This is a genomic window from Lysinibacillus sp. Y5S-8 (genome assembly GCF_036894365.1).
GTDB lineage: Bacteria > Bacillota > Bacilli > Bacillales_A > Planococcaceae > Lysinibacillus > Lysinibacillus fusiformis_D.
The window spans coordinates 2,328,494-2,341,036 of the sequence record NZ_CP145889.1; the positions used below are offsets into that span (position 1 = coordinate 2,328,494).

Consider the following 12,543-nt stretch of genomic DNA (forward strand, 5'->3'; position numbering starts at 1 on the left):
CTTGATAGTAACAGCTCGCTGAAACAAGCTAAACGCCCTGGTAGATGACACTGTTTTTCTTACACCGAGGCAACAATGATTTAACAAAAATTGGAGGAGATCACATGTCAACACAATTAGAAGATTTTTCGAAATGGTATATTGAGACTATCCAAAAAGCCGATTTAATGGATTATACACCTGTTCGTGGCTGTATTGCCTTTAAACCTGATGGCTATGAGATTTGGGAGCATATTCAAGAGGAAATGGATCGTCGCTTTAAAGAGACAGGGCATCGTAATGCCTATTTCCCAATGCTTATTCCTGAGTCTTTCTTCCAAAAAGAAAAGGATCATATCGAAGGATTCTCACCTGAGCTACCTTGGGTAACAGAGGCAGCAGGGGAACAATTAGAAGAACGTCTGGCACTACGTCCAACGTCTGAAACGATGATTGGCCATCTTTACTCCAATTGGATTAAAAGCTACCGTGACCTACCCGTTTTGATTAATCAATGGGCAAACGTCTTCCGTTGGGAAAAGAAAACTCTTCCTTTTATTCGCACATCTGAATTTTTATGGCAAGAAGGACATACAGCGCACGTGGATGAAGAGGATGCTCGTCAAGAAACGATGCAAATGCTTGAAATCTATAAAGAAGTTGTAGAACAAGTACTAGCGATTCCAGTCTATGACGGACAAAAAACCCCTTCTGAACGTTTTGCAGGTGCTGTCGATACGTATTCGATTGAGGCGATGATGAAAAATGGCAAGGCTGTGCAAGCTGGTACATCTCATTATTTAGGTACGAAATTTGCAGAAGCATTTAACATTAAGTATTTAAATAAAGCGAACCAGCATGAGTATGTACACACAACATCTTGGGGGACATCTACGCGCTTAATCGGCTCGGTAATTATGGTGCATGGTGATGAGCAGGGGCTTGTTTTACCTCCACGCATCGCGCCAACTCAAGTTGTTTTAATTCCAGTGGGACCATGGAAAAAGAACCCTCAAATTATGGAGCATTTAGATGAAATTTTTGTCGCTTTAAAAGCGAAGGGCATTCGCGTACGCCTTGACGATTCGGACCAATCACCAGGCTTTAAGTTCAATGAATGGGAGCTAAAAGGGGTGCCAGTTCGCATTGAATTAGGACCTCGTGATCTTGACAACAATCAAGCTTTACTTAAAGCACGTGATGAAGAGGAAAAACGGACAATCGATTTAGCTACGATTATCACAGCCATTGAAGAAGAATTAACAACCATGCAAGCGCGCTTACTCGAAAAAGCACGTCAGTTCCGTGAAGCAAACACACATACAATGATTGATTCATTACCACAATTACAACAGCATATTGAAGCAGCCAAAGCAAACAGTATAATTCCTGGCTGGGTACTAGCTGGTTGGTGTGGAGAAGATGCATGCGAGGAAAAAGTGAAGGAAGAAACAAAATATACATCTCGTAATATTCCGTTTAATCCACCAACAACAAAAACAACATGTATTGGCTGTGGAAATGAAGCTAAACATACGGTTTGGTTTGCACAAGCCTATTAATAACGACTACAACAGCCTCCTATTTAATTAGGAGGCTGTTTGTTGTTATGAGGTGGTGATCGATTAAATCCTTTGCTTTCTTCATGATATTAGGTGGCAACGCATCTACAGGGAAGTAGTCCAATTTTAAGCTTTCGCCATCCATCTGTCTGATCAGTTAAAAAGACTGCCGTTACGCCGAATACCTCATCCCCATTAGGATATTTAAAATAGTCCTGATAACCTGATAATATCGTTAAAAACTGAAGATTGTTTGCATGCAATCCTGTCTTTTCATACAGCTCTCGCTTCGCTGTTTCCTCAAGGGTTTCCCCTGGTTCCATTGCTCCTCTAGGTAATCCCCACATTTCGATATCAGCACGAAATTGAAGTAGAACTTCTCTCGTCTAATTTAAGACAATTACTGTAGAACCTACTAAAATAACAGGCATTGTCCCAACTAGTTGTCTTAATTTGATAACATAATCACTCATAGCGACCCTCCGTTCTTACTCTCTCTAATCCTTAACATAGTTAGCCAGATTTTTATTCTACTTATGATAAAATGAAGGGGTGTTATATCTTGAAAATTTCCTGAAGAAATGGGGATATAGAGATTAAAAATGATTCTACTATAACTCAATTTTTTGATAAGGATGCTAACAGATTATTTTTTAGAAGGAGATAAGGGAATGACAGATACAACAGGCTGGAAACAGAATGCACAAGATCGTCCATTTATTGCCTCATTTAGTGGTGGAAAGGACAGTACTTTAGCTTTATATAAAGCATCCCAGGTAGGTCAGGCGGTAGGACTGCTTGTGATGCTAGAGGAAGAAGGGAAACGTTCAAGGTCACATGGCATGCCGCCTGAGCTTATCCAGGCGCAGGCTGACTCGATCGGATTGCCTGTCTTTACGGCTGCAGCTAGTTGGGCAGACTACGAAAGTGTATTTATGCACCTTTTAGAAGAGGCAAAACAGCAGGGGGCAGAAGTATTAGTGACAGGTGACTTAGATATGCCTGCACATGGCTGCTGGCATGATAAGGTCACAAAAAACGCTGGATTACAGCTAGGTATGCCATTATGGGAAATGGACCATCGCGAAGCAGTCGATGAATTTATTAACTTAGGATTTATCACGATGATTGTCACGGTCAACTTATCCTTAGGAATGACTGAGGATGATTTAGGGCGAATACTTACCCCTGAATATGTATTGGAACTAGAAGCTCGTAAGATTGATCGGTGCGGGGAGGGGGGAGAATTCCATACAACCGTCATTGATGGTCCTCTTTTCCAGCAGCCAATAGCTGTGCGCAAATGTCCAATTATAAGAGATGGAGACTATGCATTTTTACCTTTAGAACTTGCGTAAATCCACAGCCTTTCTTGTGATGAGCATGGTTTTTCCTTTTAATGTATATGGTCGTGTGTAATAAAATGATTACATAGGAAAGATACTTTAAATGGGATTGAATTACTATTAGTATTGAGTGCTTTGTCAAATCCTTATCGTTTAAAAATGATTGCCAATCTTCATCAAGAAAAGCAATATGTTAGCTGACTAGCGCAAGGGTTAGGGAAGCTAAATTGATTAATGGTTATCACGAATTTCTGAAAGTGGCAAAGCATTGAAAATATACTGAAACAAGTTGATTAGGCAAATGAGCGTTTCTTAAATAAACGATTTCCAGTAATAGAGAAAACAATGAGTCAACATATAGGCTTACTACATACTCTGGTTTTTATGGCTCGCATAAAAAATTTAAAGAAATAGATACTAATAAATAATAATGAACGAAAAGTACAAAGGCTCTCACCTCTGTACTTTTTTGCATTTTGGCTGTTTCTTCTTTATAGGTATAGAATCCATCTCATTTTGTCCAAAATAATCATTGACTGGACACTAAATGGTGTCATATAATTAAGACACCATTTAGTGTCCTATTAGAAAGGGTGGTGGTTTTGAATAATAATCATCAAGAGCGTGACGTTTATGTAGCCATTGCTGACCCTACAAGACGAAAGTTGATTCGTTTACTGGCAGAGGCAGATGAGTTACCGCTTCACGAATTAACCGCTCAATTTGACATGGGGCGTACCGCCGTTTCGAAACATTTAGCCATCCTGAAAGATGCAGGTCTTGTCGTTGCTCGCAAGGAAGGTAGAGAGACGAGGTATCGGCTGAATGCGGCCCCGTTGAAAGAAATACAGGATTGGGTATCGTTTTATGAAGGATTTTGGAAAGAAAGAATCGCTAAATTACATCTATTATTGGAGGAAAAAAAATGAAACCAGATGTATCATTAGATTTTAAATTTACAAGTTCAATGGAGCAGGTTTGGCATGCTTTAACCGATTCAGATACGCTAGCAAAATGGATTTGGAATAATGACTTCCAACCAATCGTTGGGCATAAATTTCAATTCCGTGCTGAACCAAATGAATGGTGGGATGGCATTGTAGACTGTGAGGTGCTTGAAGTAGAAGAGCCTCATACATTATCTTACACTTGGACAAGTACTGGCGAAACAACGACTGTTACATGGACATTAACACAAGGTTCAGATGGCACGACTCAGCTGCATCTTGATCAAAGTGGCTTTAGCGAAGAAACAAAAGCTCGTCAAGGGGCAATCGAAGGGGCAACATATGCTTGGACGAATATGAGCACACAGCTTGAAAAAGTACTAGCCTAATGCAAATCAAACGATAACAAGGAGAGCGCAATTCCGTAGCAAGAATTGTGTTCTTTCATTTTCACTCAAATCTTTTAATTTTCTAGACATGGAAGGATAACTAAATGAAGATCAATCAATTAATTGCCAACAATATCAACCGTTTAGATGTCGTCTTACCAGAACATCAATCATTGGGTATAGCCGGTTTGTCTGGCTCAGGGAAAACGACATTTTGTCAAACGATTGGGGAAGAATCCAAAAAACGTCTTGTTTCTTTATTACCTAAGGCGGAGTATCAATATTTATTTCCAAACATTATGGAAACGAACTTCAGTGCCATCAAAATGGAGGATATGCCCCTCGTACTTTTTTTAGGAAAATCCTCTATTTCCAGCAACCCCCGTTCAACGATTGGTACTCATACGGGTGTTTTTAAAGAAATTCGTAATCGACTGGCGGATGAATTTCAACTTTCTCCAGAGATGTTTTCCTTTAACAATGAATTAGGCTGGTGTCCTGCATGTAAAGGACGTGGCACGACGAAAAATGTAGAATGTAAAAAATGCTCAGGTAAACGCTATAGTCCTGAAGTGGAGCAACATAAAATAGCTTTATGGAATGAATCATACAGTATTTCTGATATTCACAATTTCAGTATCGAAACCATCTATTCCTTATCAAAAGAATTAAATATAAGTGAAGAGAAGCAACATATTCTTCAAAATATTATCCAGATGAATATTGGCTATTTAACATTAAATCGTATTATGGGGACATTGTCGGGCGGAGAATTAACAAGACTTTACTTAGCAGAATTCATGGCTACTAGCGAAAACACGGTCATTATTGTCGACGAAATTTCTGTTGGTCTTGACCACGATACATTACTAAAAATCTTAGAGCAAATCCAACAGTTGGGCACTAAAAACCAAATTTGGCTTATTGATCATTCAGATACGGTGCTAGACACGGCAAATACGCACCTATTCTTTGGACCAGGGAGTGGGAAATACGGCGGTAAAATCGTGGAAGAATCTCCTCGACCACAGCCTATCTATTCGGAACGAAACCCATCAAAGCCAACATCCTTTTATCAATTCCGAGACTTATATTGCCGCAATATACAAATGGACGAAATAGCCATTCCGCAAAACCGACTTGTTACTTTTACTGGGGAGTCTGGCTGTGGGAAATCAACACTTGTGAATGAATGTATCGCTAAAGATTTTGTCAAACGCTATCCAAAGGACAAACTAGTGATGGTCGGGCAGGATCGGAATCAGTCCATTACTAGTCGATCCACTGTCGCAACTTTCCTCGATATTAAAAAGAAACTAACCAAATATAGCGAGGACATTGATGCTATTTTCCAACGCTCGATTGAAGACATTATTGATGAACTTCCTCATGAAGATATCGCCCATAAACGTTTAAGCTTACTAATTAAACTAGGGCTAGGCTATTTGACACTGGAAAGAAAAACACAATCGCTGTCGACTGGTGAATTCCAATGTGTGCATTTAGTATCGGAATTATTTGCGAACTCGCGAAATCCACATACACTGTTTATTTTTGATGAGCCTTCTAAAGGATTATCTCAAAACATTTTAAACCAATTTATTGATAGTGTAAGGGACATCCTTGAGGATGAAGCTATCTCTATCATCATGATTGAGCATAATACCTATATGTTAGAGAGCTCTGATTTCATTGTAGACTTTGGTAAAAGACAGCAGGAGCCTGTGACACATCTTGAGGTAGTTTGTCATGAGGACTATTATAATCAGGCTAACCATACAAAAACAGCTCCATTACAAATCGCGTCTACGCTCGCATCAAGAAATGGTATTCAATACTTAGAAGACCAACCTATAAGCTATTTTAAAAAGGCTGAAAATATTTATAAAGGTGGCATTTTAAAAAGCTTATCTTCAATGGCACGTCTCATTTACGGTGACTATGAATCCAATAAAATAGCGCCTGTTATTGCAATCGACTTGGAAAGACATTTATATAGTCAGTATAGTTTTTTGTATGAAATGGGTGGTCTGATTAATCATATTGTCGCTGCACACCCAACGAATAAGGATACAAGAAGCTTCGATTTCTATAGCCAAGACAATCATTGTCCAAGCTGTTCAGGGAGATTGGAAATTTCCAAATTCGATTTTGATCTAGTCGTACAAGATAAAAACGTGCCATTTTGGGATGGTTTATTACATCCAGATATTATGGAAGTCTTAAAATACTATCAACATGCGAAGCTGGAATTTCTTTTTGAAGAAATTAAAAATGAACTTGGTCAAGATATTAGTAAAAGTTACAATGCTATGACTGAGGAAGAAAAACATATATTTTTATATGGGTATTGGGATAAGTCCTTTTATGATAAGGCAACAAAATCTTCGAAGAAATGGGAAGGTTTTAACTTTATCATCGGTCGCTATATCGTCATTTCAAAATCCATTATTAAGGAGCAAATGAAGGAAACAAGAGAGATGATGCCTTGCCCAATTTGTCATGGCACTGTGCTTAACCACCAGAAGAAATTACAATTTGGGGACACAGATATTCGTGACTTGATTCGTCAACCTCTTGATGTGGTAATAAAAACTGTAGGGAACTTACCACAACTTGAAAAATTGAAAGCCATTGTAGGGGGTGACATGTCACTTCTACAAGATGTCTCCTTATTGCCAAGAGAAACACAAGTAGCGTTGAAAATGCTGGAATTAGAGCTAGCAAGCTTTGTTGGCTATGAAATTGTCCTACAAAATGTACTTCCATTCTGGGACAAAATCCAAGATTCTATAGAGACTATCAGCCTAAAAAACCAAGTAACCATCTGTGATTTTGCCAATATTTACGAGACAAGAGAAAATATCATCGACCAGTATTTTACGAATGGAAAATACAAAAAATTAACGTATGTTTATGAAGCATTTGGCTATAAAAAAATTGTCACTCAAATCAATAAAGTAAAAGCTAGTCATAGTTGTCCATTCTGCAAAGGGAAAAAGGTGCTTTCAGAGGATGGGCTGCATGATGGGGTCAATAAATTAACCGTTCCATGTATCAACTGCGGTGCAAGTGGTATAAACGATGAAGGTCGCCAGCAAATTGTTGATGGCATTGATGTGGAAACGTGGCTAACTGGTACTGTCAGTGATGTAGTAACAGAAGGCTCTCATCTTGAGACAGTTGCCAATATTCCTATTTTTAATCGCATTCGTGAGTTGAATAAACAGGAAATGATGGCGGTTTATCAGTTCTTACAGCATAATAATTAAAGCCAATATGTTAGTAAGCCCATTTGCACTGAGCAGATGGGCTACTTTCATTTGACTAGAATCATACACTATTTTTTCCAAAAACATTCAAATCTGTATCGCCTTTGAGCTTTTCATCGTACTATAGGAATAGCCGGATTGGCAGGAAAAGGGAGGATATTCTTTGGTAAAAAAAGTGCTGTTATTTGGGGATATTGGCATTGATGATACCGTAGCATTAATTTATGCCAGGCTCAATCAGGAAATTGAAATTGTTGGGTTAGTGGCGGACTACGGCAATGTATCGCGAGAAGATGCGGTATCCAATATTTATTATGTCATGAGATTGTTTAGCTTCCCTCAAGGGATTCCCGTTATTTTAGGGGCAGAAGTACCTTTAACTGGTGAACAGCCGACCTACTATCCAGAAATACACGGCGAACGGGGATTAGGACCCATTATTCCAAATGATGATCATGAATTAAAAATTGAAAACTTTTTTGAAATCGTCAATATTATAGAAAGATATAAAAATGATGAGCTAACAATTGTTAATATTGGGCGATTGACCTCGCTCGCTACGATGTTTATCCTCTACAAAGAGCTTATGAAACATGTCAAGGAATTTTATATTATGGGTGGAGCGTTTTGGGTTCCTGGCAATGTCACAACAGTAGCAGAGGCCAATTTTCATGGTGATCCGTTTGCAGTTAATATCGTGCTGACCTATGCAAAGAATGTTACAATCATTCCCTTGAATGCTACACAAAAGGCGATTGTCACGCCAGGTATGGTAGACTATATTGATTCATTTGGACAAACAAAAATCCTCAAACCATTAATGGAATACTATACTCGCTTTTATCAAGATCGGGACCCCTCACTTTTAGGGAGCCCTGTGCATGATGCGTTAACGCTAATGGCTATAATGGAGCCTGACATGTTTATTTATGAGACCTATCCCGTAACTGTTGTCGATAAATTAGAAGGCCCTGCAAGAGGGCAAAGTATTGCCGAAACACGGCCTTATGAAAGTATAAACAATGGTGAGAAAAAACATCGTATTGCCTTTGATATCCAATATGAAAAATTTTTCCACCACTTTTTGACGATTATGACAGGGCAACCATTGCAGTAGCTTATTCAAAAACACCGTTCCGTAAAATCACAAAATCAACATGGACATTTACTTTCATATCTTTATACATCTCATGCCATTTTTCTTTAGTGAGTTCAGAATGTCTCACGGAGCTTCGGTATTTTTCACCAAAACCGAAAATATCGGATTCGACTTCCTGACTATGGGCAATCACCCTTGATACTTCCTTCGACAATTTTTTCTCAATCGCTTTTTCTAGTGCCGATACACTTTTTGGGTCACCTTGGTTGATATCTGGGTACACTTCTAATACTCTTGACTTGATTTTGATGTTCAGGTCAAATGTTGGCTTATCCGCATCGATTAATTGTATTTCTCTTTTCGAATGAATCGCATCAAAGGCTACCGTGATTTTGTTGCCTTTTTTTTGAAGGGTCTTGGATGGAACATCTTCTTTGTCCAGTATAGTTTCATATAGTCCCACTTTAAATGTGTCTCGAACGATTTTTACGTAAAAGCTATCTTTTACTGGTAGGGTGCTGACCATTTTACTTCCTTTAAAAAGAGCGACACCACTTAACTCCACTAGCTCATCATCTCTTTTTAATATTGGCATAGCTAAATCTTTGCCAATTGAATAATAATCGTGGGCAATTTGATGAAGCGTGGACGAAATCATATATTCCTGCTTGACGTTTTGTTCGATGAGCCTAAAAATATGCTGCCCAATATCCTCGATATTTTTGTATTCGTATTTCAGTAATGGTGCTGCTTCGCCTTCCACAACTGCCATAAAGATTCCATTGCTGACACTTGCATTTTCTAGATTTGTATCAAGATAATAACGAAGATCATCTTTCGCAAGTTCTTCACCGAACAAAATTACCCTCATTTGACCAACCATGATTTTTTTCGAAAGCTTGCGATTGGCTTCCATTCGATTCCCTTTACTTGTATCGTTTTCCGTTGTTAGAACTTCCACATTGCTTTGGAATTCAGGATTTACTTCACGTATGACGGCTGTCGTTGCAATTTTTTCTTCTTTTCCTATATCGTAGCCGACTAAAGTGGTTAATCCTACTTTATCCAAAATATTCGTTTGGGCACATCCATATAAAAAAACAATCGATAGAAGTACCAACCATTTTCCTTTAAGCTTGTTCATTCTTTTTCACCTTCTTTGATGTGAGGTTCTTCTTCAGTAGGGCGATTGGCCATAGCACAAGAGGGTAGACAAAAATCACAAAAAATGCCACTTGTCCAAACACAGTGTTGATTGTATTGATCTGTGTGCGTGTTTGAATAAGTAATGTACCAATGAAAACAAAGAACGAAAGTATCCAGACAAAAGTCGTTCCACTTATATTAACTAATCGAATCGCTCCCCGATAGGCCGCCCATAAATACAGACAAAGATTAGGTAAAATAATCAACATCCAAAAACAAACGGCTACAAATTCAAAGCGTTCCATGAAAGGGAAGCTAATAAAGCTAAACAATGTCAAGGTTGCCCAAATCGTTTTCAGTAGCTTGCCTTCACTGTAGTAGGTGATAGACACCAGCATGACGGCTAAATAGATGACCGTTGAAGCCAATAACCCTAAATGGACAGGTTTTCTAACATTTTCCTTGTCTTTCACAAAGGGATAAATCACGTTCAAAATTTCAAAGCCTATGATGGTAAAAGTCATCGAATGGGCACCCTTTAAAATCGAGCGAAAGTCGTTTTCTAAAATAGGAAAGAGACTTTCTGCTGAGGAATACTTCAAGGGGAAGGCTAACATCGGCATAATCCATAACGATAGGATGATACTAAAAAAAGACACCCCAACAATTACTCGAAGCCCACCCGTAAAGGCATAAATAATAATGATTAATAACGTAGCAGATAGAAACCATGTCCCAATACTTGGAAAAATCCATACTTGTATAACCTCTATATAGTTTCGCAAAACGGAAAAGAAAGCTACAGAGCAATAGATGACATACATAGCATTTAAAAAATTGCCAATCCATTTGCCAAAGATATCGATTTGAATTCCATATAAATCATTGGAGCCATAGATTTCTAAAGTTTTAATCATACAAAATGTGACGATATGTGTAGCAATACCAGCCAGTAGAACTGAAATCCATGCATCTTGTCTTGCATCCTGATAGATAATGCGTTGAAATCCCTGTATACCAACCCCAATTTGTGCACCGTGTACCACAAAAAAAAGCAAATAAGCATTGATCATATCTTTAGGGCTAAGTTGTATAGGTTTTGCCATTTATCTCACCTTCAGTTCAACTTTTTTCCGGTTTTACAGGCTCAGGCTCGAATTTATAATCATCCTTTGGTCTTGTTAAAGTAGGTCTTTTTGCTGTTAAGGGAATGGGCATTCTGATAATACTATCCCGCATTTCCTTCAATCTTGGTGGGTAGAAAGGAGACATATATGGTGCTCCCAAGCTTGTCTGGCGTAACAGATGGATAAGGATAAAACAAAAAGCCAGCATGATGCCATAAAAACCCCAAAATCCTGCAAGTATAATAATGGGAAAGCGAATAAGACGAACCACATTGCCCATCATATAACTCGGTGAGGTAAATGATGCTAAAGCACTTAGTGCAATAATAATCAGTAAAATATTACTTGTTATACCTGCCTGTACAGCTGCTGTCCCGATAACGATACCGCCAACGATACCAATGGTTTGTCCAATTTTAGTTGGCAATCTGGCTCCAGCTTCTCTCAGTAATTCAATGATAATTTCCAGCAGTAAAGCTTCAAATATCGGTGGGAACGGAACCAAAGCCCTCGATTCACTTAATGGTACGAGGAAGGCTTGCGGAATCACCTCGTAATGAAAGGTCAAAGCTGCCACATAAAAAGGTGTTAAATAAACGGACAAAAAGAAGGCAGCAAGCCTTAGTAAACGAAGAAATGTGGCAATTTGCCATCTTAAATTTTGATCTTCTTGACTTTGAAAAAATTCAGTAAAGGCTTGGGGGCCAATGATGGCCATTGAGCTACCATCCACAAGAACGCCCACCTTGCCATCTAAAACCGCATCACAAAATCTGTCAGGTCTTTCCGTCAGCAGCATTTGTGGGAAGACTGATAATGAATTATCATCAATCATTTCTGCTAGAACCGCACTATCGAGCAATTCATCGATAGTAAGGTCTATAATTCGCTGGCGTAACGTATGGACCATTTGGTCATTAGCAATTCCATGCATATATAGGAGTGAAACAGACGTATTGGTGCGTGTGCCAACTTTTATTTTTTCATTGCAAAGATTCGGACTTACTATGTAGCGACGAATTAAGGAAATATTCGTTGAAAGACTCTCATTGAAACCAACCTGTGTACCAATTACTTGTGATTCATTTTCAGGAGCTGACAATGCTCTAGATTCTCGGCTAGCGATATTGGCTAAAATCACTTGTGAGCTACCGTCTACATGAATCACAACAGATCCATTGACCATTGAAGCTACGGTTTCCTTTAATAAACTGGCTTGACTAACTTCAGCAATAGAAATGGCCATCACAATGTCTTCTGGTGTTTCATGTGGCTTGTTCTGTAAACAAGCGATAATATCATTATTCAAAGTTTGATCATCAATTAAGTTATCGATATAAATAAGGGTCAAGTTTGGAGGAAGTGATTTAATAATTAAATCAGCTGGATCATTTGTTGCATTTTTGATTGATTGAATAAAATGTTCTGTTGTATGTGCAACCCTCACAAGATTTTCTTTAGGTGCCTCTTTGATGGAAGGTGGCTGTTTTTTATTGAAAGGTAGTTTAAATTTCATGATGAATTGTAGGCTCCCTTCATTGCTAACTTCTTTTATAGAATTGTCTTGAAAGGGGTATTCTATACTTATTTCCTTCATTTTCATCATCAAGTAGACAGTACTTAACAAAAAGTGGTAGTATAATAGTATTCTTAAAAACAGAAGGGAGATCAGCCGT

The 12,543-nt window shown here is 38.5% G+C and carries 9 protein-coding genes and 1 pseudogene; 6 read left to right on the forward strand and 4 right to left on the reverse strand.

Annotated features, from left to right (window positions below; translation table 11 throughout):
* The first annotated feature begins 104 nt into the window (after nucleotides 1-104).
* Nucleotides 105-1,541, forward strand: coding sequence for a proline--tRNA ligase (gene proS / locus V6670_RS11335; protein ID WP_141904381.1), 1,437 nt, complete (start codon nucleotides 105-107; stop codon nucleotides 1,539-1,541).
* 19 nt (nucleotides 1,542-1,560) lie between these two features.
* On the opposite strand, the pseudogene V6670_RS11340 reads toward proS, so the two are convergent.
* Nucleotides 1,561-2,014, reverse strand: a pseudogene (locus tag V6670_RS11340) (NUDIX hydrolase).
* A 198-nt stretch (nucleotides 2,015-2,212) separates the two neighbouring features.
* On the opposite strand from V6670_RS11340, the gene V6670_RS11345 reads away from it, so the two are divergent.
* The 5 genes from V6670_RS11345 (at nucleotide 2,213) to V6670_RS11365 (ending at nucleotide 8,612) form a co-directional block, all read left to right on the forward strand.
* Nucleotides 2,213-2,899: a diphthine--ammonia ligase gene (locus V6670_RS11345; protein WP_141904380.1), complete on the forward strand. Its 687-nt coding sequence runs from the start codon at nucleotides 2,213-2,215 to the stop codon at nucleotides 2,897-2,899.
* Between the two features lie 590 nt (nucleotides 2,900-3,489).
* Entirely contained in the window at nucleotides 3,490-3,816 is a 327-nt protein-coding gene (locus tag V6670_RS11350; protein WP_141904379.1) for a metalloregulator ArsR/SmtB family transcription factor, read from the forward strand.
* Nucleotides 3,813-4,223: an SRPBCC domain-containing protein gene (locus V6670_RS11355; RefSeq protein WP_141904378.1), complete on the forward strand. Its 411-nt coding sequence runs from the start codon at nucleotides 3,813-3,815 to the stop codon at nucleotides 4,221-4,223. The genes V6670_RS11350 and V6670_RS11355 overlap by 4 nt, the downstream gene beginning before the upstream one ends.
* Nucleotides 4,224-4,327: 104 nt before the next feature.
* Complete coding sequence (locus tag V6670_RS11360) at nucleotides 4,328-7,495, forward strand: ATP-binding cassette domain-containing protein (RefSeq protein WP_141904377.1); 3,168 nt, start codon at nucleotides 4,328-4,330, stop codon at nucleotides 7,493-7,495.
* 163 nt (nucleotides 7,496-7,658) lie between these two features.
* Nucleotides 7,659-8,612 (forward strand): nucleoside hydrolase, encoded by a 954-nt coding sequence (locus V6670_RS11365; protein ID WP_141904376.1) that lies wholly within the window; start codon nucleotides 7,659-7,661, stop codon nucleotides 8,610-8,612.
* A gap of 1 nt (nucleotide 8,613) precedes the next feature.
* Here the strand turns inward: V6670_RS11365 and V6670_RS11370 are convergent, their stop codons facing one another.
* Genes V6670_RS11370 through V6670_RS11380 form a run of 3 tightly spaced genes read right to left on the reverse strand, consistent with a single transcriptional unit; the run spans nucleotide 8,614 to nucleotide 12,383 of the window.
* Nucleotides 8,614-9,738 (reverse strand): Ger(x)C family spore germination protein, encoded by a 1,125-nt coding sequence (locus V6670_RS11370; protein WP_141904375.1) that lies wholly within the window; start codon nucleotides 9,736-9,738, stop codon nucleotides 8,614-8,616.
* Nucleotides 9,725-10,846: a GerAB/ArcD/ProY family transporter gene (locus V6670_RS11375; RefSeq protein ID WP_141904374.1), complete on the reverse strand. Its 1,122-nt coding sequence runs from the start codon at nucleotides 10,844-10,846 to the stop codon at nucleotides 9,725-9,727. The genes V6670_RS11370 and V6670_RS11375 overlap by 14 nt, the downstream gene beginning before the upstream one ends.
* A gap of 16 nt (nucleotides 10,847-10,862) precedes the next feature.
* Nucleotides 10,863-12,383 (reverse strand): spore germination protein, encoded by a 1,521-nt coding sequence (locus V6670_RS11380; RefSeq protein ID WP_141904373.1) that lies wholly within the window; start codon nucleotides 12,381-12,383, stop codon nucleotides 10,863-10,865.
* Nucleotides 12,384-12,543 lie beyond the last annotated feature (160 nt).

What these genes read in the sequence shown, in the direction of transcription:
- proS (WP_141904381.1), top strand. Translation starts at nt 105, where the DNA reads ATGTCAACACAATTAGAAGATTTTTCGAAATGGTATATTGAGACTATC.
- V6670_RS11345 (WP_141904380.1), top strand. Translation starts at nt 2,213, where the DNA reads ATGACAGATACAACAGGCTGGAAACAGAATGCACAAGATCGTCCATTT.
- V6670_RS11355 (WP_141904378.1), top strand. Translation starts at nt 3,813, where the DNA reads ATGAAACCAGATGTATCATTAGATTTTAAATTTACAAGTTCAATGGAG.
- V6670_RS11360 (WP_141904377.1), top strand. Translation starts at nt 4,328, where the DNA reads ATGAAGATCAATCAATTAATTGCCAACAATATCAACCGTTTAGATGTC.
- V6670_RS11370 (WP_141904375.1), bottom strand. Translation starts at nt 9,738, where the DNA reads ATGAACAAGCTTAAAGGAAAATGGTTGGTACTTCTATCGATTGTTTTT.
- V6670_RS11375 (WP_141904374.1), bottom strand. Translation starts at nt 10,846, where the DNA reads ATGGCAAAACCTATACAACTTAGCCCTAAAGATATGATCAATGCTTAT.
- V6670_RS11380 (WP_141904373.1), bottom strand. Translation starts at nt 12,383, where the DNA reads ATGAAATTTAAACTACCTTTCAATAAAAAACAGCCACCTTCCATCAAA.